The organism is Sorangium sp. So ce834, from assembly GCF_051521425.1.
Taxonomy (GTDB): domain Bacteria; phylum Myxococcota_A; class Polyangia; order Polyangiales; family Polyangiaceae; genus Sorangium; species Sorangium cellulosum_D.
Genome location: NZ_CP150351.1, coordinates 11,226,415 through 11,246,226 on the forward strand (window position 1 = coordinate 11,226,415; position 19,812 = coordinate 11,246,226).

The following is a 19,812-nucleotide window of genomic DNA, read 5'->3' on the forward strand; positions in this document are numbered from 1 at the left end:
CCGCGGTGAGGCGGGGGCGGCCCGCCGATCTACCCCTGTTCGGCGCGCTCCGCCAGTCGGTGCGCGGCGTCGACGATCTTGGCGAAGCCGGCGGCGTCGAGCGAGGCCCCGCCGACCAGGGCGCCGTCGATGTCGTCCTGGGCAAGCAGCCCCTCGGCGTTGTCGGCCTTGACGCTGCCGCCGTAGAGGATGCGCGTGACGCCGGCGAGGTCCTCCGAGGCCTTCGCGAGCAGGCCGCGGATGAACGCGTGCACCTCCTGGGCGTCCTCGGCGCGCGCGACCTTGCCCGTCCCGATCGCCCAGACCGGCTCGTAGGCGATGACGCCGAAGCCGGGCTGCTTGGCGAGCTCGTCGAGGAAGGCGCGGACCTGGCGCTCGACCACGGCGAGCGTGTCGCCCGCCTCGCGCTCCTCGAGCGTCTCGCCGACGCAGACGATGGGGCGCAGCTCGGCCGCGATCGCCGAGGCGACCTTCCGGGCCACCGACTCGTCGGTCTCGGCGAACAGCTGCCGCCGCTCGCTGTGGCCGAGGATGACCCAGGTCGCCCCTGCGTCCTTGAGCATGCCCGAGGAGATCTCGCCGGTGAACGCCCCGGAGACCTCGGCGCTCATGTTCTGCGCGGCGATGCCGACCTCGCTCTTCGCCTCCGCGAGCTCGTGCGCCACGGCGGCGATCGCGGTAAACGGCGGCGCGACCACCACCTCGGCCCGATTGAGCTCGCGGGTCGCCTTAGCGACGGCCGCCGCCAGCGGGCAGGCGTCCTGCCCGCCGGCGTTCATCTTCCAGTTGCCGGCGATGAGCGGACGACGCGAGCCCGCCCGCGGGGCGGCGCCCGTGGCTTCGGGCGCGCCCCCGTCGTTCACGGGCTTCACTCGCTCACCTCGGCCGACCGGAGCGCCTCGACGCCCGGCAGCCGCTTGCCCTCGATGAGCTCGAGCGAAGCGCCGCCGCCGGTCGAGATGTGATCGAAGCCCTTGGCGATCTGCTCGCCGGCCTGCTTGACCGCCGCCGCGCTGTCGCCGCCGCCGACCACCGTGAAGCCGGACGCGCCGCTCATGATGCGCGCGACGTCGAACGTGCCCCTGGAGAAGGCGGGCGTCTCGAAGAGGCCCATCGGGCCGTTCCAGAACACCGTCTTCGCCTTCTCGATCGCCTTGCCGAACAGCTCGACCGAGCGGGGGCCGATGTCGAGCGCCATCGTGCCCTCGGGGATCGCGTCGACCGACGCGGCCTCGCCCTGCGTCGCGTCGATGCCCGAGGCGACCACGGCGTCGACCGGGAGCAGGAGCTGGATGCCCCGATCGCGCGCCTTGCTCATGATCGTGCGCGCGAGCGGGAGCTTGTCCTCCTCGATCCGGCTCTTCTGCACGTTCTTGCCCTGCGCGGCGAGGAAGGTGTTCGCCATCGCGCCGCCGATGCACAGGGTGTCGACCACGTTGAGGAGCGCCTCGACGACGTCGATCTTGTCGGAGACCTTGGCGCCGCCGAGGACGGCGACGTACGGCTTCTCCGGGCGATCGGTGAGCCGGGTGAGCGCCTTGAGCTCCTTGAGGAGGAGCAGGCCGGCGGCGCGCTCGCGCACGAGGCGCGGCAGCGCGTGCACCGACGCGTGAGCGCGGTGCACGGCGCCAAAGGCGTCGTCGACGTAGACGTCACAGAGCTCGGCGAGCTGGCGCGCGAAGCCCTCGTCGTCCTTCTCCTCCTCCTCGTGGAAGCGGAGGTTCTCCAGGAGACAGATCTGGCCCGCGCGCAGGTCGTAGATGACCTTCTTGGGCGAGTCGCCGACGCAGTCGTCGGGCAGGTGGACCTCGTAGCCGGTGAGCTCACTGAGCCGCCCACCGCACGGCTCCAGGGAGAGCCCCTCGGTCTTGCCCGGCTTCGGGCGGCCGAGGTGCGACGCGAGGATCACCTTCGCGCCCGCCTCCATGACGAGCTTGATCGTCGGGATCGCCTCGCGGATGCGCGAGTCGTCCGTGATCTTGCCCGTCTTCTTGTCGAGCGGGACGTTGAAGTCGACGCGGATGAAGACGCGCTTGCCGCTGAGGCCGCCAGCGTCGCCGGCCGCGGCGAGGTCCTCGACAGAGCGGATTCCGGTGAGCTTCACGGCGCTACACGCCCTTCTTCGCCACGAGCCGCGCGAGGTCGATCATGCGGTTCGAGAAGCCCCACTCGTTGTCGTACCACGAGAAGATCTTCGCGAAGCGGTCGCCGAGGACCGACGTCATGGTGGCGTCGAACGTGCTGGAGGCCGGCGAGCCGATGAAGTCGCCCGAGACGAGCTCCCGGTCGGTGTAGTCGAGGATGTCCTTCATCGGACCCTGCTCGGCGGCCTGCTTCATCGCGGCGTTGATGCTGTCCTTCGTGATCGGCTTCTCGGTCTCGAGGGTGAGGTCCACGAGCGAGACGTCGACCGTGGGGACGCGGATCGCGAGCCCGTCGAACTTGCCCTTGAGCGACGGGATGACCTCGGACAGCGCCTTCGCGGCGCCGGTGCTCGAGGGGATCATGTTGACCGCGGCGGCGCGCGCGCGGCGCAGGTCGCCCTTCCGGTGCGGGATGTCGAGCAGGTGCTGGTCGTTCGTGTACGAGTGCACCGTCGTCATCAGGCCGCGGACGATGCCGAAGTTGTCGAGCATCACCTTGGCGATGGGGGCGAGGCAGTTCGTCGTGCAGGAGCCGCACGAGATGACCGTGTGCTTCTGCGCGTCGTAGAGCTCGTCGTTCACGCCCATGACGACCGTGAGGTCGTGGCCCTTGGCCGGCGCGCTGATGATCACGCGCTTGGCGCCGGCGTTCAGGTGGCCGGCGGCCTTCGCCTTGTCCGTGAAGAGGCCCGTGCACTCGAGGACGATGTCGACGCCGAGGCTCTTCCACGGCAGCTCGGCCGGGTCCTTCAGCGCGAGGACCTCGATCTTCTGGTCGCCGATGCTGATGTGCTTGTCGCCGGCGCCGACCTTCGCCGCCTTGAACTCGCGGTGGATCGAGTCGTACTGGAAGAGGTGGGCGAGGGTCTTCGGATCCGTCAGGTCGTTGATGGCGACCAGCTCGATATCCTTCACGCCGCGCTCGTAGAGCGCGCGGACAATGCAGCGTCCGATGCGCCCAAAACCGTTAATTGCGATCTTCGTCGCCATCACGAACTCCTGGGAAAGTGGCCGGCGCGATACGTAGTCACCTCGCGCGCGACGGTCAAGCAAAGCCTCAGCGCGCGCGGCGCGGGCGATGAAGCGGCCTCTCGCCGCGGCGCGGGCGCGCCGCGGCCGGTTGGTCGGACGAGGCGTGCGATCGGGCGGGGCGTTCGGTCGGCGCTTCGGTGGGGCGGCGCTTCGTCGGGTGGGCGAGGCGCTCGGTCGGCGCTTCGGTCGGCGCTTCGGTCGGCGCTTCGGTCGGCGCTTCGGTCGGCGCGCTGGCGGGGCTTCGTCGCGCAGGCCTCCAGGCGGGGAGCGCCCGGCTCAGACGCCGAGGAGCTGGATCAGCTTCTCGCGGGTCGTGAGGCCGACCTGCTGCCCCTTCTTCTCGCCGCCCTGGAACACCATCACCGTCGGAACGCTCCGCACCCCGTACTTGCGGGTGGTCTCCGGAGCGCCGTCGATGTCGAGCTTGGCGACCTTCACCTTGCCCTGGAGCTCGTCCGCAATCTTGTCGACGATCGGGGCGAGCGCCTTGCAGGGCCCGCACCAGGTGGCCGTGAAATCCACGAGAACGGGGACGGGGGATTTCAGGACCTCGGCCTCGAAATTCTGGTCGGTGAGGGTGTGGACGTTCTGGCTCGCCATGTTTGTCTCCGTCGGTGCCGCGCTGTTCAGGTTCCGGGCCGCCCCCTGTGCCGAGGGTGCGACCCCACGAGTTGACCGAGGCTGCTCCAGCCGGTCGGCCCGATGCAGAGCGGACGCCCTGTCGGGCAAGGAAAGTAACTGGCGCGCACGTCTCCGGCAACCGCCAACCGGCACGGCGCCGGGCGCGCGCCCGGCGAAACCTTCCGCTTGCGCCGCCGTTTTGGTAGATCGACCGACCCGGATGTCGTCGGACGAGCCCCCCCCGAAGCACCTCGGCCGCCCGCGAGGCCGCGGCGCTCCCGCGACGGCCGCGACGGCCGCGGCGGCCGCGGCGACGACCGGCGGCTACGACGTCGAGGAGACGTGGCGCCAGACGGCCAGGGCGCTCGTCGTGCCGCTCGAGCGCGCCCTCACGCTCCCCGCGCTCCGCGCCGCCTTCGCGCGGCTGACCGCGGTGGCCGCGCGGCAGAAGCTCACGATCGCCGAGGATCCGCTGTTCGGCCTGAGAGGCGATCCCGAGAACGATCCGCCAGCGCGGTGGGGCTACGAGGCCGTGCTCCCGATCCGAGGCGCGGCCAGGCGGGAGGGCGACGTGACGGTCCTGCGCATCGACGGCGGCATGCACCTCGCCGCGACCACGCCGCGCGGCCTCGACGATCTGAAGCGCCTCTACGGCTACCTGCTCGGCGCGCATTTCCCCGCGAAGCATCAGCAGCTGGCGCGGCCGTACATCCTCCACCGCCTCGCGGACGGCCAGGCGCGCGCGCCCGACGAGGCGACCACGGTCGCGGTCTATGCGCCGGCGGTGCTCTCGATCGCGCCGGTGCCGGTGCCGGCCGACGAACCGGAGGCCTGAGCGCGGGCGGACACCCGCGGACGCGGCGCACGAGGCGCACGGTTCGCCGCGCGACTGCCGCGCGACTGCCGCATGATTACCGCACGATTCGCCGCACGAGCGCCCGCTCGCGCAGCGCCGAGCCAGGATGGCCCCCCGAATCCTCGTCATCACGCCGACGTACAACGAGCGAGACAACCTCGCCGAGTTCGTGAGCTCCGTCCTCGCGGCGGTCCCGGACGCGCACGTGCTCGTCGTCGACGACGCGTCGCCGGACGGGACGGGCGCCCTCGGCGACGCGCTCGCCGCGCGCGACGAGCGCGTCCGCGTGCTCCACCGACCGGCCAAGCTCGGGCTCGGCACCGCCTACCTGGAGGGGTTCCAGCGCGCGCTCGACGGCGGCTACGACGTCGCGTTCGAGATGGACGCGGACCTCTCGCACGACCCGGGCCACCTGCCCGCCTTCCTCGACGCGATCGCCGGGGGCGCGGACGTGGTCCTCGGCTCGCGCAACATGCCGGGGGGTGGCGTCGAGGGCTGGGGCCTCGGGCGGCACGTGCTCTCGAAGGGCGGCTCGCTCTACGCGCGCACCATCCTGGGCGTCGGCGTCCGCGACATGACGACCGGCTACAAGGCGTTCACGCGGCGCGCGCTCCTCGCGCTCGATCTCGGCAGCGTGCGCTCGAACGGCTACGCCTTCCAGATCGAGACGACCTACCGGGCGCTCCGCAAAGGGCTCCGCGTCGTCGAGGTGCCGATCGTGTTCGTCGACCGCCGCGCCGGCCACTCGAAGATGAGCCGGAGGATCTTCGCCGAGGCGATCGTCGAGGTCTTCCGCCTGAGGCTCGACGCCGCGCGCGGGCGCCTCTGACCCCCGCGCCCGCAGGAGCGCGCGCGACCCGCCGTCAAGCGCCGCCCGTCCTCGGCGGCCTCGACGCGGCGGCCGACCGGGTCCGCCCGTCGGCCACCGGATCGTCGAGCTCCTCGTCCAGCGCCTCGTCGGCGTCGGCGTCGTGGATGCGCGAGCGCCCGGGGGCCTCCTGGTCCTCGAAGCGCACGCGCGCCGCCGCGCCCTGATCGCGCTGGGCGGCGCCCTCCGGCGGGGGGCGCCCGCGGACGGCGCGGGCGGCGCGGCGCAGCGCGAGCTCGGCGACGCGGCCGGCCCGGCGCACGCTCGGCGCCGCCTGCTCGCGCAGCACCCGGCCGAACACCAGCGACAGCAGCGTCAGCACCGTCGGCACGATCACCCCGAGCGCGAGGCCGACCGCGATGCGCGCGACCGTGAGGCCGAACAGCGCGCCCGCCAGCGGCAGGCCGTCGAGGCCGCGCCACGGCGCCGCTGCCTCGTCGTGCCCGCGCCCGCGCCGATCCTCCTTGCGGGCGCGCCGCTCCGCCTTGCGCGCGTCGCGGTACGCCTTGCGCGCGTCGCGCTCCGCCTTGCGCGCGTCGCGGTACGCCTTGCGCGCGTCGTGCTCCGAGGGGCGCCCGGCGCGCGGCCGCTCCGAGGGGCCGCCGCCCGCGTCGAGCCTCGCGAGCAGCGGCGCGATGCGCGCGGCGCGGCGCTCCGGATCGGGCTCCAGCATCGCGGAGAGGGCCCGGACGAGGCCCGGGTCCGCGCGGCCGCCGAGGGCCGCGGCCACGTCGATCGCGAGCCCCCGGTGCGGCAGGTTCTCCGGCTCCTCGCCGGTGAGCAGGCAGAGCGCGGTCGCGCCGACGGCGTAGACGTCCGACGCGGGCAGCGCGCGGCCCTGGAACTGCTCCGGCGCCATGTACCCGAAGGTGCCGACCACGGTGCTCCCGCCCTCGGGGCGCAGGCGATCGCGGACCGCGCCGAAATCGACGATCGCGAAGGAGCCGTCGGGCCTGCGGATCACGTTGTTCGGCTTGATGTCGCGGTGGATGACCGGCGGCGCGCGGCCGTGGAGGTAGTCGAGCACGCCCGAGGCGTCCCGCAAAAACCGGACGATCTCGTCCCGCCCGAGCACCGCGCGGCGGCCGCGCATCGCGCCGAGGCTCTCCCCGTCGATCTTCTCCATCACGAGGTAGAGCGCTCCGTCCTCCTCGAAATGATCGAGGTAGGCGGGCAGGCTCGGGTGCGAGAGCGAGGCGAGCACACGCGCCTCGCGCTCGGCGAGCTCCACGCCCTTCCAGCTCGAGGCGCCGCGGATCTGGAACCGCTTGATCGCGACGAGCTTGCCGAGCCGCTTGTCGACGGCCTCGAGCGTGTGCCCCTGAGCCCCTTCGCCCAGGGCGCGCGTGACCACGTAGCGCCCGTCGCGCAACGCCTGGCTCTGCTCGGTGCTCATCGCGGGAGCGAGGGTACACCGCCCGCGCAGCGGCACCAGGGCGAAGCCGCCCGGCGCGACCGCGGGCGTCCCCCGCGTCCGGCGCGCGCCGCCGCCGCGGAGCGCTCTGCTAGAGTCGACGGGCCATGTCCCTGATCCTCACCTTGCTCGCGACGTTCACGGTCGTCTACCTCGCCTCGGGGCTGCGGCAGATCAACCAGTGGGAAGCGGCGCTGCGCTTCACGCTCGGCAAGCTGACGGGCCGCGTCTCCCCGGGCATCACGATGTACCTGCCGGGGCTCCAGGAGCTCCGGCGCATCGACATGCGGATGAAGAACCGCGATCTCCTCCGGCAGATGGTGATCACCCGCGACAACGTGACCACGATGGTCGATGCGGTCGTCTACTACCGCGTCGTCGATCCGGAGAAGGCCACGCTGGCCGTCGAGAACTACGAGACGGCGATGAAGGACCGCGCCAAGGTCGTGCTGCGCGACGTGGTGGGCGAGACGCGGCTCGACGAGCTGCTCGCCCACCGCGAGGAGGTCGCCGCCAAGGTGCGCGCGCAGGTCGAGGCGGTCGCGGAGGCGTGGGGGCTGCACGTGGAGATGATCGGCCTCCAGGACATCGCGCTGCCGCCGCAGATGCAGGAGGTGCTCGCGAAGGGGGCCATCGCCGAGCGCGATCGGCGGTACGTGATCATCAAGAGCGAGGCCGACGTGGAGAGCGCGAAGAACTTCGCCGAGGCGGCGAGCATCCTCGCGCGCTCGCCCGGGGCGATGGAGCTCCGGCGCTTCGAGGCGCTGGCGAACCTGAGCCAGGGCAACACCAAGGTGATCTTCGACCTGGCGAAGCCGTACGACGACGTGCGGCACACGGCCGCGGCCATGGCGGAGGCGGCCGTGACCGAGGCGCAGCCGGTGCGGGTCCGGGAGGGGCAGCACCCGGTCGACGCCGAGGCGCAGCGCGAGGCCGAGGCGGCCCTCGAGGCGGACGCCGCGCTCGAGGAGCAGCGGACGGCGCGGCGCGGGCGCATGGGCGGGGCGTGATCCCGGCGCTGACCGCGCTGAAGGCCGCGGTCCTGGCGCTGCTCGAGGCGCGCGGCGAGCGCGGCGTGTCGGCCCTCGTCGCGGGCGCCGAGCTCGCGCTCGCCGGGCCGCCCCAGCGGTGGACGATGGGGTCGCGCGAGGTGAGCGCGCTGCGCCTCTCGCTCGCCGTCGACGCGCCCGCGTTCGCGGCGCTCACGGCGGACGGGGCCCGCCTCGCGGCGGCGAAGGACGCGTTCGCGAGCGCGGTGCGCACCCCGGAGACGGAGCTCGCCGATCTGACGCTGGTCCTGCGCCTGCCCGGCGTCGGGCGCGGCTGGAACCAGGTCTACCGGGAGGCCGCGCTCCCCGCCGCGACGGAGCGGCCGCCCCCCGACGCGGTCCTCGGCGGGGCGGCGGCGCTGCTCGAGGCCTCGGGCGACGCGCGCGGCGCGGCGATGCTCCGCCGCGCGCGGCTCGAGACGGCGCAGGTCCCGAGCGGCGGCGGGGTCGCGCTGGTCCGCTGCGTGGTGCGGCTCGACCCGGCGGATCGCGCCGCGCTCGATCGCGACGGCGAGCGCGCGGAGCGGCTGCAGCGCGCCGTGCGCAGCGCCGGCGCGCGCGCGGCCGAGGCGGTCGCTTCCGTGGAGCTCGCCACGGCGCTCGCCCCCCTCGGCGGGTCGCCGCCGCTCGGCCCGGCCGAGGCGCCGGGCGCGCGGCTCGCGCGGGCGCTCGAGGCGCGCGGCGCCGTCGTCGTGCCGGTCTCCCGCGACGAGGGCGGGCCGGGCGGCGGGGGCGTGGAGCTCGCCGTCGTGGCGTCCGGAGAGCTCCTGCGCGTCCGGATCGCCGCGTCCAGCCCCGGGCCCGAGCGCGGCCACGGTGGATGGAAAACCGAGGAGATCCGCGCAATTACGGTCGCTGCCCAGGACGCGGCGACGCCGGAGCGGGCCGGGGAGCTCGCCGCGCTGCTCCTCGGCGGCGGCGACCTCGCCTGACGGGGCGCGGCGCCAGGAGCACGCCCGGCCTCGCGGCGCGTCCTCGCGAGGGCGGCGCGCTGCCGCGCTACGCCCCCGCCCCGGCGCGCTGACCCTGCCCGAGGATGCGCCGGAAGGTCAGGTTGATGCGCGGCCCCGCGCCGCGCTGCTTGGGCACGCCGTGGCGGTGGTGGTGCTGGGTGGTCCCGCCCATCACCAGGAGGCTCCCCCCGCCGAGCTCCAGCTCGATCGCGGGAGCGTCCTTCCATTTCCGGGCGGGCTTGATGACGAAGCGGCGCGGCGCGCCGAGCGACACGGAGGCGATCAGCGGATTTTGCCCGAGCTCCTTCTCCGCGTCGGCGTGGAAGCCCATGGAGTCGTCGCCGCTGCGGTAGTAGTTCACGAGGACGCTGTTGAACGCCGGGCGCGACGCGCGCGGCGGCTCGGCCACGGGGAGCTCGGCGCACGCCGACTCCACGCGCGCCTTGAGCTCGGCGAGCGGCGGCGACCACGGCTCGGGCGAGAGCGTCAGCCCCGAGTAGGTGTAGATCGCGCCCGGGTCGCCGTACCACGCCGACAGCCGCGGCTGGAGGAACTCGCCGCCGAAGAGCTTGATCTTGTCCTGCCGCCACGCGACGCCGACCCGCAGCGCCTCGAAGAGCGCGTCCGCCTCGGCGCGCGGCAGCCACGGATCGAGGAGGGCGAACCAGCCGCCCTCGATGAGGTGCTCGATCCGCGTGCGCACGGGGACCGACTAGCGCGCTCGCCGCGCGCGCGCCAGGCCGGCCGCGGAGCGCCTCTGGCCGAGGGAAGCCGCGTGTCCTACATAGCTCGTCCGCCAACGATGCCGAGCTCGCCCATCCCGCGAAGGAGCCCCGGTTTCCTCGCCCTCATCCTCGGCGCGCTCATGGCGCTGGGCCCGCTCTCCATCGACATGTACCTGCCGAGCCTGCCGACGCTGCAGCGCGAGCTCGGCACCACCGCCTCCGCGGTGCAGCTCACGCTCGCCGCGTACTTCGCGGGGCTCGGGCTGGGGCAGCTCGCCTACGGGCCGCTGACCGATCGGTTCGGCCGCAAGCGCCCCCTCTACGTCGGCCTCGCGCTCTACGTGCTCGCGTCGCTCGGGTGCGCGCTCGCGCCGAACGTGCAGTCGCTCATCGCGCTCCGCTTCCTCCAGGCCACGGGCGGCGCTGCGGGGCAGGTCGTGACGCGGGCCGTGGTCCGCGACCTCTACGGCGGGGCCGCCGCCGCGCGGCTGCTCTCGCTGCTCATGCTCGTCATGGGCGCCGCTCCCATCCTCGCGCCGACCCTCGGCGGCTGGATGCTCCTCGTCGCCGGCTGGCGCGCCATCTTCGCGCTGCTCGCGGCCCTCGGCCTCGGCTGCCTCGCGCTCATGGCCGCCGCGCTGCCCGAGACGGCGGCCTCGCGGGCCGAGCGGCTCGACCTCCGCGCGATCGGCGCGCACCTGCGCGCCCTCGGGCGGGATCACGCCTTCGTCGCGTACACGTTGACGGGCGCCTTCGGCCAGGCCGGCATGTTCGCGTACATCTCGGGCTCGCCGTTCGTGCTCATCGAGCTGTTTCACGTCTCGCCCCAGCACTACGGCTGGATCTTCGGCGCCAACGCGTTCGGCCTCATCGCCGCCTCCCAGCTGAACCACCGCCTGCTCGCGCGGAGGTCGCCCGCCTCGCTGCTCGCGCGGGCGACGGCCGCGACCACGGCGATCGGCGTGGTCCTCCTCGCGGTCGCGGTCAGCCGCGGGGGCGGGCTCGCCGCCGTGGTCGGCTCGATCTTCGCGTTCGTGGCGAGCCTCGGCTTCATCAACGCCAACGCGACGGCGCTGGCGATGGACGGGCAAGCGGCGCGCGCGGGGCTCGCCTCCGCGGCGCTCGGCTCGGTTCAGTTCGCGATCGCGGCCTGCGCCTCGTCGCTGGTCGGTCTCCTGAACGACGGCACCATGCGGCCCATGGCGGCCGTCATGGCCGCCTGCGGCGCGGCCTCATGGCTCGCGGGCGCGGCGGCCCGGCGGCTCGACGCGAGCGCCGCGTCGGCCGCGCACCTCCTCACCGCTCCGCCGACCTCTCGGCGAGCCACGCCGGATATCCCTTCGAGTCCGCGGCCGCCAGCGTGAGGTCGGGCTGCTCCGCGAACACCGCCCGGCCCACGCCGTAGAGCGCCTCGAGGAGGGTCTCCTCCGCGCCGAACGCCTCGAGCCCCAGCGTCCACGCCGCCGGCGCGGCGTCGCCCTCGCCGTCCGCGAGGTCGACGCGGGTCAGCTCCACCGCACAGCCGGCGCCGGGGATCCTCCCGCCCGTCGCCTCGGCGACGCGGCCGCTCGCCAGCCCGAACACCCGCACCCGGCGCTCTTTCCTGAGCGTCGTCCACCCGCGCCCCCCGTCATCGGCGTCCCGCGACCGGTGAGACAGCTTGGTCCACCGCTCCAGCTCGCCCAGGATCGTGGGCGAGAAGTGGATGGGGCCGAAGGCGCAGCGCCGGAACTTCGTCTCCAGGCTCGCCGCCCCGCCGCGCACCTTGATCCCGAGATCGGCGCGCTGGACGCGGAGGTAGCGGTCGGTCCGCGGCGGCTCGGGGGACGACGCGCCAGAAAACCACGACGTGAGCCGCTGCACCCGGGCGTCGTCGGCGGGCAGAAACCAGCGGACCTCGAAGCTCTCGTAGAGATGCATGGCGTCCTCCCGACCCGTACGCAGGCGGCGCGCGCGCCCCCATCGCTTCGTGGGAGGAGACGGGAGCGCGTGCGTCGTCGGCGCGGCGGAGGCTGGGTCAGGGCCGGTTCAGGCTACCGTCACCGGGAGCTGCGCGCTCCGGGCAAGCGACCCTGCATACACCGCCGTGGGTCGCTGCATCAGGCCCTCGACGAGGCCCGGAACGAGTCGGACACGACCTTCTTCGCGAAGTCGATGATCTGATCCTTCGGGGCGTTCTGGATCGCGTACTTGACCACGTAGCCGCCGGCGAGGAGGGTGAGCTGGCGCAGGATCTTCGAGCTCGCGAGCACGCCGATCGCGAACGCCGCTCCGCCGATCGCGATCGGGACGATGTAGGGGACGTCCTTGACCTTGCCCTGCACGTCCTTGGCGAACTTGAGCAGCATGTCGAGGCTCATCCCGCCGTCGCCGCCCTGCGCCTGCTGCGAGCTCGACTCCTGCGAGCCGGCCTCCTGCGAGCCGCCCTCGTAGATCCCGTTCTTGTACCCGGCCGAAGTGTACTGGTCGTTACCGATGGTGCTCATAGCGCTCTACCTCGTCCTGAATGATCAGCCTCTGAGATGGCGATAGCTCCCGGCTCTATGCGAAGCACATACCAGTCTGGAGAATCGTGCAACGGGCGGCGCAGCGACGCCGCGTCGCGCTGCCTGCGCCAGCAGCAAGGGCGATCGCGTGCGCGGGCGCTCGACGACGATGAGGCAACTTGGCCGGGCGTGGCAAATGATCTCGCCTCAAGGGCTCACGCGCCCGCGGCGCTCCGACGAGGACACCGGGACGCGGACGGAGCCCGGCGGCGGTTCCGAGCGCGAGGGCGATGTGGGCGAAGGCCCGACGAGCGCTCGGCGGTTCAGAAAAGCACCTCGAAATCAGTGATTTACATTACATTGCCACACCCTCAACGAGGTTGCGCGGTCGATGACGTTGCCGGCCGGCCGGCACCAGGCGACCCGACGGCGAAGGCGACGACGAGAGCACCGAGGGCGTCCGCGGCGCGGCACGATCGCGGGGTCGTCTCCTGCTCGCGTGGAGCGTTCCGCACGACGCCGAGAGCGTAGTCGCGCGCGTCGTCGACTCGAACGCGATCGCCTGCGCCTGTGCTCGATCGGGCCGCGAGCGAGGCGCCGCGAGCAGCGGTCAGTCCGGCATCGATTCGGTCGCTGCCGGCCGCTCGCATGGAGCAGCGCGCGTGCTCGACCAGCATTGCGCTTACTTCGCTGAAATACCGCGGAGCGCGCGGCGATCAGCGTGTGCACGCCGCGCCCGGCGACGCGCGCGCGAGGGAGCTCTCCCGGGCATATCGTTTGCTCGGCCCTCACGCGCATGTCCCTCACGACGCTCCTGTTCGGCCGGCGGCTGGCTTCGGATGAGGAGGAGAAGGAACAGATAGGCCCGTTCTCCGGGATCCCGGTCCTCGGGCTCGACGCCCTCGCGTCTGCGTCGTACGGGCCCGAGGCCGCGCTCACCGTGCTCCTCCCCCTCGGCACGCTCGGCCTTCGCCACATCGTGCCGCTCAGCGCCCTGATCATCGCGCTGCTCTCGATCGTTTACTTCTCGTACCGCCAGACGATCGTCGCCTACCCGAGCGGCGGCGGCTCGTACATCGTCGCGAAGGAGAACCTCGGCACCTCTGCAGGCCTCGTCGCGGCGGCGGCGCTGCTCCTCGACTACGTGCTCAACGTCGCGGTCGCCATCTCCGCGGGGGTCGGCGCGCTCGTCTCCGCGGCGCCCTCGCTGCTGCCCCACACGCTGGGCCTCTGCCTCGGCGTCCTCGTCCTGCTCACCGCGGCCAACCTGCGCGGGCTCCGCACCGCGGGCCTCGTGTTCATGGCGCCGACGTACGCGTTCCTCGGCTGCCTCTTCGCGGTGATCGCGATCGGCGTCGGGAAGACGCTCCTCCAGGGCGGGCACCCGGCGCCCGTGGTCGCCCCGCCCTCGCACCCGGCCACGCTCGGCACCGCGAGCCTCGCGCTGCTCTGCCACGCCTTTGCCAGCGGGTGCACCGCGATGACCGGCGTGGAGGCGGTGAGCAACGGCGTCCCCGCCTTCCGCAAGCCGAGCAGCCTTCAGGCGCGCCGGACGCTCTCGTACATCGTGGCCTCGCTCGGCATCCTGCTCGCCGGGGTCGCGATCCTCACGCAGGCCTACGGCATCACCGCGACCGAGCCCGGCAAGAGCGGGTATCAGAGCATCCTCTCGCAGGTCGTGGCCGCCGTCGTGGGGCGCGGCCCGTTCTACTACGCGACCCTGACCGCGGTCGTGGCGGTGCTCCTGCTCTCCGCGAACACGAGCTTCGCCGACTTCCCGCGCCTCTGCCAGCTCCTCGCGATCGATCGCTTCCTGCCAGAGCCGTTCATCCACCGCGGCAGGCGCCTCGCCTTCTCCTACGGCATCGGCGTCCTCGCCGGGCTCTCGGCGATCCTGCTCGTCGCCTTCCACGGGATCACCGACGCCCTCATCCCGCTCTTCGCGGTGGGCGCCTTCCTCGCCTTCACGATGTCGCAGGCGGGGATGGTCGCGCACTGGAACAGGATCCGCGGCAAGCATTTCCGGCTCCACCTCGCCATCAACGCCACCGGTGCCACGGCCACGGCCGCGACGCTCGTCGTCATCATCGCCTCGAAGTTCTCCGAGGGGGCGTGGATCTCGACCCTGCTCGTGATCGCGGCCTATCTCATCTTCCGCAGCGTGCGGGCGCATTACGAGCAGCTCGACGAGGCCGTCCGCGCCCACCAGCCGCTCGACCTCACCCCGCCGCCCCCGCCGATCGTGGTGGTGCCGATCCGGCGCTGGGACCTCGTGGCGCAGAACGGGCTCCGCTTCGCGCTCCAGCTCTCGCCCGAGGTCTACGCGCTCCAGGTGATCCTCGACGACCCGCGCGTCGAGGACCTCAGCGGCGAGTGGCGCGAGCTCGTGGAGGAGCCCGCGCGGGCGAAGGGGATCGCGGCGCCGCGGCTGGTGGTGGTCCGGTCCCGTTACCGGCGGCTCTTCAGGCCGCTGCTCCGCTTCGTCACCACCGTCGCGCACGCCCACCCGGACCGGCAGGTGGCGGTCGTCGTGCCCGAGGTGGTCGAGTCACACTGGTACCATTACCTGCTCCACAACCACACCGCCTCGATCCTCAAATGGCTCCTGCTCTTCCGCGGCGGGAAGGGCATCGTGATCGTCAACACGCCCTTCTACCTGTACGACGCGCCGAAGGCGGCTTGACGGGCCGCGCGCCCTCGGAGCTCACCACCACGCGCGCTCTTTGGCGAGCGACACGATCGCGGACGAGAGCTTGTGGGGGTCGTGGCGGATCAGCTTGCCGCCGAACAGCAGATCGGCGGGGACGAGGAGATCGGAGGCGAGCCGCCGGTCCGGCGAGGTCACGACCGGCTCGGAGCCGGCGGAGGCGTACTCCGGCAGGCTGGCCGAGGGCCACACGTCGTTGAACAGCACCGCGTCGAGCCGGGCTTCGCCGAGGTACATCGCGATGGTCCCCACGAAGTCCTCGACCGTGTAGCCGGGCGTCTCGTTGGGCTTTGTCATGAGGTTGCACACGAACAGCGCGCGGGCGCGGCTCGCCGCGATCGCCTCGCGCACCCCCTTGACGAGGAGGTTCGGCACGAGGCTCGTGTAGAGATCGCCCGGCCCGAGGATGATGAGATCCGCGTCCGCGATCGCCTCGAGCGCGGCTGGATAGGCCTGGGCCTCCGGGTCCAGATAGACCGAGAGCACCGGCGCATCGAGCATGTCGGAGAGGTTGTCAATCGACGCCTCCCCGCGGATGGTCCGGTCGTTCTCGAGGCACATCACGAGATCGACCTGGTCCATCGTGACGGGGAGGACGCGGTTCTTGACGGAGAAGATCTCGTGCAGGCGCTCGACCGTGAGGGGGAGCGCGCCGGTGATCTCCTGCACCGCGGTGAATATCAGGTTGCGCAGGGTGTGCCCGCCGAGGCTCCCCGAGCGGAAGCGGTGGCTGAGCAGCTCCTTCAGCGCCTCCGGGTGCTCGGACAGGGCGACGAGGCAACGCGTGAAGTCGCCCGGGGGCAGGAGGCCGTACTCGTCCCGGAGCCTGCCGGAGCTCCCGCCCGAGTCCATCATGGTCACGATCGCGGTGATGCGGGCGCTCAGGTCGCGCAGGCCCGTGAGGAGCGTGTAATGGCCCGTTCCTCCTCCCACCGTCACGATCTTCGGCGTCGCCATGGCGGAGCAGGGTACCACGCGGGCGAGCGGGGCCGACACTGGCCGTCACGCCGCCGAGATCTCGACGCGCGGCTGCGGCATGCACTTCGCGAGGCGGCTCGAGGCGACGGCGTGGTACGCGGGCGCGATCTCGGCGCTGTAGCAGCGCCGCCCCGCAGCGAACGCCGCCACCGCGACCGAGCAGAGCCCGCCGAACGGCTCCCAGACGACATCGCCCGGATCGGACGACGCCCGGATGATGCGATCGAGCAGCTTGAGGGGCTTCTGGTTGCCGTGGACGGAGCGAGTCTCCTCCTTGAAGCGCTCGGCGCCGCGGACCGCGGGCTCGTGCCAGACGTTGGTCACCCCGACGTCGCAATGGAACTTGGCGCGCAGGCTCGACCATTCATGGCCCGTCAGCGACCGCTTGCCGTCGACCGAGAAGTAGGGCCGCCCCTCGGGGCGGCCGTGCGCGTTCGCGAACGCGACGATCCGCTCGAACGCCGAGGCGGGTGGGTAATACCAGCGATGGCAGCGCGTGAAATACTTCCTCGTGGCGGCGTTCTTCACGCCGCACGCCTCGTTCGTCTGGCGCAGCGGGAGGCCCGAGCGCTCCCATTCGTGCCGCAGCCAGGCCTTGAGGGGCAGCCGCGCGCCGCCGCTCTCCAGCAGGACCTTGCGCACGTACTGCACGCACACCTCGCTCACGACCGGGAACTTGCGCAGCGTCCGGGTGTTCGCGTTGCCGGCGATGTGGGCGATCCCCTTGTCCCACACATGGCAGCTCCGGTACTCCCAGCCGTGCTGATCGAGCAGCGGGTGCACGGTCGCCCAGCCGACCTCGGTCCCCCAGAACCACAGGGTGGCCGACGGCAAGGCGCGCTCCGACCAGACGGCGACGTGGGGCGCGTACCACGCGGCGAGCCCCTCGTGCGTCGGGGGGTCGCCGGGAAAGCCGGAGACGCCATACGCGCCGTCGGAGACGATCACGGTGGGCCTCGGCCAGGAGGCATAGTGCTCCAGCGAGTCGCCGAGCGTCAGGACGGGGTGGAGGTCGGTCGATGCGCGCTTCACGGGGGGCACGCGGCCATCCAATCGAACTGCGCGGATCTGTCAACAAAACGGCGGAAATAGGCGCCGGCGGCCCCGCCGGCGGGCCGGCCGGCGCGCCCCGGCGACCCGCCGGCGCGCCCCGGCGCGCGCGGCCGTCCCCCCTACCCTCGTGAAAGAGGCGCTCGACGAGGGCCGCCGGCCGCGATCGCCGCATCACCGCCGCTCCGCGCGCCCGCGGTGGGCGCCGCCGCGCGGCCCTACGAAGACGTGCACGGATGTCGTCCGGAGAAGGCGCGCTGTGGAAATGGAGGGAACGCTGTTCGAATGGAACCCTATGTAGCGAGTAGCGCGTGGCGAGTGGCGCGTGGACGAGCGATGCGTCGAGTCGCGCGGAGCCGAGCGCCGCGCGTGGGCGTTACTGCGACGGCTGCGACTGCTGAGACGGCGATTGTGGCGGCCGAGCGACCGGCGTATGTTGGGTAGCTTCGTACCCCACTTCGCTTTGCCGGAGCTCCGCCGCGACGCTCGCCGAGCCGCCGGCACCGGGTGAGATCACCCCACGCGGAACCATCGATTCCACACGGGAGGAAACCATGAGTGCAATGAAGTGCATGAGCTCACGATCCGTCGTTCGCGCGCTTCCAGCCGTCGCCCTGGCGGGATTGAGCCTGCTCGCGCCGCTCCCGGCAGCGGGCCAGTCGATCGAGGCGCCCAGCCATTTCTACTGGGCCGACACCCTCGTCGCGCACATCGCCCCGGAGAACAACGAATACGGCAGCGGCACGAGCTATGTTCACTGGGCCGGCGTCGAGGGGGCGACCGAGTACCGGAGCCGCAGCCTGTGCGCCTCGTTCGTCACCCACGTCCTCAAGCGGGCCTATGGCCTGTCGACCTACGACATCTCCGCGTGGTTCGGCAGCACGAGCCCCAACGCCGTCCTCTATCACGACAGGATCGTCGAGGGGGACGGCTTCGACGAGATCCTGACGGTGGACCAGATCCAGGCGGGCGACATCATCGCGATCGAGTATCCGCCGGGGACCACGGCCTCGGGGCACGTCGCCCTCGCGGCGGGCGCCGCGGTGCCGCGCTCGGCCACCTATCCGATCCTCGCCGGCACGACCCAGTACGAGCTCACCGTCCTCGACGCGAGCACCACGGGCCACGGGATGACGGACACCCGGCGCCAGTCGGACGGCTCCTGGCACCCGGGCGTCGGGCGGGGCGACATGCGCCTCTATGCGAGCAACAGCACCGGCGCGATCGTGGGATACACCTGGAGCCCGCAAGCTGGCTCGACGTACTACTCGAAGCAGATGCGCGATATCGTGATCGGGAGGCTCACGGACTGAGCGCCGCGCTCCCCGTGCCGCAATAGCGGCGCGCTCTCGCCTCCCGCGCCTCCCGCGCCGAGCGGGCCGCCGCCGCGCCGCCCGACCCCGCGCCTCGCCAGGAGCTCCGGTGGGCGGAGCTAGCGCGACCGCGGCGCCGCCGAGAGGCGCGCAACCCGCAGGAGCTCCGGCGCGCGCTCGAGCGGCTCGGCGTCGACATCGAGGCCGTCGAGCATCTCCGCCGTCGCGAGCACGCCGGGCAGCTCGGCCTCCGGCGCCCACGCCTCGACATCCATGACCTCTCCGCCGACGACCTCCGACGCGCGCATCAGCGCCCGACCCGCGTGCAGGCAGAGGTTCACGTGCACCCGCGCGTCGCGCCCCCCGCGCTCGGAGAGCTCGCGCTCGAGCAGCAGCGCGGCCTCGACGATCTCCCGCCGCGACGCCCGGTCCGACGGCGCCGGGGCGGCGAGCTCCTTGAAGAACAGCAGCGTATTGCCCGTCTCCATCGCCGCGCCGAAGCCCCGCGCCGCGAGGAAGCGCGACGCGCGCGGCAGCACCTCATCCATGTCGGCGAGCAGCGCGTCGTCGGGCTCGTCCGCGGCGCCGCACGCCGCGCGCACCTCGACGTGGATCGCGCCCACCCTTCGCTCCTCCGGGCTCCCCGACCGCGGCGCGACGCTCTTGCGCGCCGCGGCCACGGCCGCGCGGAGCTCCTCGATGAACTCCGCCGCCGTCTGGTGCCGCGCGGCGGCGTCCTTGGCCATCGCGCGGAGCACCACGCCGTCGAGCTCGGGGCTCACGGGCGCCTCGCGGCTCGGGCTCGGCGGGAGCACCCAGAGGTGCATGTGCAGGAGCGTCGCGAGCATCGAGTCGAGGAACGGGAGCTTGCCTGTCAGCATGTAATAGGCGAGCGCGCCGAGGGCGTAGACGTCCGTCCTCGGGTCCGCCGCCTGCCCCCGGATCTGCTCGGGCGCCATGCACGCCGGCGTGCCGAGCAGGTGCGTCGGCGCCGTGATGCCCGGCCCCGCGTCGTCGAGGACCTTGGCGACGCCGAAGTCGAGGAGGATTACGCGCGCAGGGCCGCCCTCGTCGACGATGAACACGTTCGAGGCCTTGAGATCCCGGTGCACGATCGCGCTCCTGTGGACCGCCGACAGCGCCTCGCAGACCGGCTCCAGGATGTCGAGCGCCTCCTCCGGCGAGAGCCTGCCGCGCGAGATGATGTACGACTGGAGATCGACCCCGCGGAGGAGCTCCATCGCGAAGAACGGCCGGCCCCCGGGGATCTCGCCGCAATCGAGGATGCGTATGACGTTGGGATGGTCGATCCGCCGGATCGCCTGGATCTCGCGCTCGAATCGCACGACCGCCTCTCGGGTGAACACGAGCTCCGGGTGGAGCACCTTGACCGCCGCGCGCGCGCCGCTCTCCGCGTGCACGGCGCGGTAGACGACGCCGAAGCTGCCGTGAGCGATGCTCTGCTCGACGAGGTAGTCGCCCACCCGGCTGCCCGCGGGGAGCGTCTGCGGGCGACCCGACGACGCGGGCGCTGCGCAAGTGTCCATGCACAAAACCGCCTCACCCGCGCCGCCGCCGCACGCCGTGTCGAGCGCGTCCCGCCCATCCGACACGGC

The 19,812-nt window shown here is 72.7% G+C and carries 18 protein-coding genes; 7 read left to right on the forward strand and 11 right to left on the reverse strand.

The window, feature by feature from the left end:
• Positions 1 to 29: 29 nt before the first annotated feature.
• The 4 genes from tpiA to trxA all read right to left on the reverse strand — a co-directional run bounded on the left by tpiA (position 30) and on the right by trxA (position 3,776).
• Entirely contained in the window at positions 30 to 872 is an 843-nt protein-coding gene (tpiA, locus tag WMF20_RS41290; RefSeq protein WP_129579399.1) for a triose-phosphate isomerase, read from the reverse strand.
• Entirely contained in the window at positions 869 to 2,104 is a 1,236-nt protein-coding gene (locus tag WMF20_RS41295; protein WP_437607178.1) for a phosphoglycerate kinase, read from the reverse strand. The genes tpiA and WMF20_RS41295 overlap by 4 nt, the downstream gene beginning before the upstream one ends.
• 4 nt (positions 2,105 to 2,108) lie before the next feature.
• A complete protein-coding gene (gene gap / locus WMF20_RS41300; RefSeq protein WP_129579401.1) occupies positions 2,109 to 3,134 on the reverse strand; it encodes a type I glyceraldehyde-3-phosphate dehydrogenase in 1,026 nt (341 codons plus the stop codon).
• A 318-nt stretch (positions 3,135 to 3,452) separates the two neighbouring features.
• On the reverse strand, positions 3,453 to 3,776 hold the full coding sequence (gene trxA / locus WMF20_RS41305; RefSeq protein WP_129579402.1) for a thioredoxin: 324 nt from the start codon (positions 3,774 to 3,776) through the stop codon (positions 3,453 to 3,455).
• 241 nt (positions 3,777 to 4,017) lie between these two features.
• Between trxA and WMF20_RS41310 the strand changes: the two genes are divergently transcribed.
• A complete protein-coding gene (locus WMF20_RS41310; protein ID WP_437607179.1) occupies positions 4,018 to 4,632 on the forward strand; it encodes a hypothetical protein in 615 nt (204 codons plus the stop codon).
• 127 nt (positions 4,633 to 4,759) lie between these two features.
• A complete protein-coding gene (locus WMF20_RS41315) occupies positions 4,760 to 5,482 on the forward strand; it encodes a polyprenol monophosphomannose synthase (RefSeq protein WP_437607180.1) in 723 nt (240 codons plus the stop codon).
• A gap of 34 nt (positions 5,483 to 5,516) precedes the next feature.
• On the opposite strand, the gene WMF20_RS41320 is transcribed toward WMF20_RS41315, so the two are convergent.
• On the reverse strand, positions 5,517 to 6,917 hold the full coding sequence (locus WMF20_RS41320) for a serine/threonine protein kinase (protein WP_437607181.1): 1,401 nt from the start codon (positions 6,915 to 6,917) through the stop codon (positions 5,517 to 5,519).
• Between the two features lie 125 nt (positions 6,918 to 7,042).
• On the opposite strand from WMF20_RS41320, the gene WMF20_RS41325 reads away from it, so the two are divergent.
• Together WMF20_RS41325 and WMF20_RS41330 are read left to right on the forward strand one after the other, a co-directional pair.
• A complete protein-coding gene (locus WMF20_RS41325; protein ID WP_437607182.1) occupies positions 7,043 to 7,945 on the forward strand; it encodes an SPFH domain-containing protein in 903 nt (300 codons plus the stop codon).
• Positions 7,942 to 8,916 (forward strand): hypothetical protein, encoded by a 975-nt coding sequence (locus WMF20_RS41330; protein ID WP_437607183.1) that lies wholly within the window; start codon positions 7,942 to 7,944, stop codon positions 8,914 to 8,916. The genes WMF20_RS41325 and WMF20_RS41330 overlap by 4 nt, the downstream gene beginning before the upstream one ends.
• 67 nt (positions 8,917 to 8,983) lie before the next feature.
• Here the strand turns inward: WMF20_RS41330 and WMF20_RS41335 are convergent, their stop codons facing one another.
• Positions 8,984 to 9,640 (reverse strand): alpha-ketoglutarate-dependent dioxygenase AlkB family protein, encoded by a 657-nt coding sequence (locus WMF20_RS41335; RefSeq protein WP_437607184.1) that lies wholly within the window; start codon positions 9,638 to 9,640, stop codon positions 8,984 to 8,986.
• A 99-nt stretch (positions 9,641 to 9,739) separates the two neighbouring features.
• Between WMF20_RS41335 and WMF20_RS41340 the strand changes: the two genes are divergently transcribed.
• Positions 9,740 to 11,026: a multidrug effflux MFS transporter gene (locus WMF20_RS41340; protein WP_437607185.1), complete on the forward strand. Its 1,287-nt coding sequence runs from the start codon at positions 9,740 to 9,742 to the stop codon at positions 11,024 to 11,026.
• On the opposite strand, the gene WMF20_RS41345 is transcribed toward WMF20_RS41340, so the two are convergent.
• Complete coding sequence (locus WMF20_RS41345; RefSeq protein ID WP_437607186.1) at positions 10,959 to 11,582, reverse strand: hypothetical protein; 624 nt, start codon at positions 11,580 to 11,582, stop codon at positions 10,959 to 10,961. The genes WMF20_RS41340 and WMF20_RS41345 overlap by 68 nt on opposite strands.
• Positions 11,583 to 11,761: 179 nt before the next feature.
• The gene (locus tag WMF20_RS41350; protein WP_129579410.1) at positions 11,762 to 12,148 is read right to left on the reverse strand and encodes a hypothetical protein; all 387 of its coding nucleotides are present in this window, start codon (positions 12,146 to 12,148) and stop codon (positions 11,762 to 11,764) included.
• A gap of 796 nt (positions 12,149 to 12,944) precedes the next feature.
• On the opposite strand from WMF20_RS41350, the gene WMF20_RS41355 reads away from it, so the two are divergent.
• Complete coding sequence (locus tag WMF20_RS41355) at positions 12,945 to 14,831, forward strand: APC family permease (protein WP_437607187.1); 1,887 nt, start codon at positions 12,945 to 12,947, stop codon at positions 14,829 to 14,831.
• A 21-nt stretch (positions 14,832 to 14,852) separates the two neighbouring features.
• Here WMF20_RS41355 and WMF20_RS41360 read toward each other — a convergent pair whose 3' ends face one another.
• Positions 14,853 to 15,812 carry a gluconeogenesis factor YvcK family protein gene (locus WMF20_RS41360; RefSeq protein ID WP_437607188.1) on the reverse strand — a complete coding sequence of 320 codons (960 nt, stop codon included), beginning with the start codon at positions 15,810 to 15,812 and terminating at the stop codon, positions 14,853 to 14,855.
• Between the two features lie 45 nt (positions 15,813 to 15,857).
• A complete protein-coding gene (locus tag WMF20_RS41365) occupies positions 15,858 to 16,616 on the reverse strand; it encodes a DNA methyltransferase (protein ID WP_408022450.1) in 759 nt (252 codons plus the stop codon).
• Positions 16,617 to 17,455: 839 nt separating this feature from the next.
• Here WMF20_RS41365 and WMF20_RS41370 point away from each other — a divergent pair.
• Positions 17,456 to 18,196: a hypothetical protein gene (locus WMF20_RS41370; protein WP_437607189.1), complete on the forward strand. Its 741-nt coding sequence runs from the start codon at positions 17,456 to 17,458 to the stop codon at positions 18,194 to 18,196.
• Positions 18,197 to 18,315: 119 nt separating this feature from the next.
• Here the strand turns inward: WMF20_RS41370 and WMF20_RS41375 are convergent, their stop codons facing one another.
• The gene (locus WMF20_RS41375; protein WP_437607190.1) at positions 18,316 to 19,743 is read right to left on the reverse strand and encodes a serine/threonine-protein kinase; all 1,428 of its coding nucleotides are present in this window, start codon (positions 19,741 to 19,743) and stop codon (positions 18,316 to 18,318) included.
• Positions 19,744 to 19,812 lie beyond the last annotated feature (69 nt).

What these genes read in the sequence shown, in the direction of transcription:
- WMF20_RS41340 (WP_437607185.1), top strand. Translation starts at nt 9,740, where the DNA reads ATGCCGAGCTCGCCCATCCCGCGAAGGAGCCCCGGTTTCCTCGCCCTC.
- WMF20_RS41360 (WP_437607188.1), bottom strand. Translation starts at nt 15,812, where the DNA reads ATGGCGACGCCGAAGATCGTGACGGTGGGAGGAGGAACGGGCCATTAC.
- WMF20_RS41350 (WP_129579410.1), bottom strand. Translation starts at nt 12,148, where the DNA reads ATGAGCACCATCGGTAACGACCAGTACACTTCGGCCGGGTACAAGAAC.
- WMF20_RS41370 (WP_437607189.1), top strand. Translation starts at nt 17,456, where the DNA reads ATGAGCTCACGATCCGTCGTTCGCGCGCTTCCAGCCGTCGCCCTGGCG.
- WMF20_RS41375 (WP_437607190.1), bottom strand. Translation starts at nt 19,743, where the DNA reads ATGGACACTTGCGCAGCGCCCGCGTCGTCGGGTCGCCCGCAGACGCTC.
- WMF20_RS41325 (WP_437607182.1), top strand. Translation starts at nt 7,043, where the DNA reads ATGTCCCTGATCCTCACCTTGCTCGCGACGTTCACGGTCGTCTACCTC.
- WMF20_RS41315 (WP_437607180.1), top strand. Translation starts at nt 4,760, where the DNA reads ATGGCCCCCCGAATCCTCGTCATCACGCCGACGTACAACGAGCGAGAC.
- WMF20_RS41355 (WP_437607187.1), top strand. Translation starts at nt 12,945, where the DNA reads ATGTCCCTCACGACGCTCCTGTTCGGCCGGCGGCTGGCTTCGGATGAG.
- WMF20_RS41320 (WP_437607181.1), bottom strand. Translation starts at nt 6,917, where the DNA reads ATGAGCACCGAGCAGAGCCAGGCGTTGCGCGACGGGCGCTACGTGGTC.
- WMF20_RS41345 (WP_437607186.1), bottom strand. Translation starts at nt 11,582, where the DNA reads ATGCATCTCTACGAGAGCTTCGAGGTCCGCTGGTTTCTGCCCGCCGAC.
- WMF20_RS41310 (WP_437607179.1), top strand. Translation starts at nt 4,018, where the DNA reads ATGTCGTCGGACGAGCCCCCCCCGAAGCACCTCGGCCGCCCGCGAGGC.
- gap (WP_129579401.1), bottom strand. Translation starts at nt 3,134, where the DNA reads ATGGCGACGAAGATCGCAATTAACGGTTTTGGGCGCATCGGACGCTGC.
- trxA (WP_129579402.1), bottom strand. Translation starts at nt 3,776, where the DNA reads ATGGCGAGCCAGAACGTCCACACCCTCACCGACCAGAATTTCGAGGCC.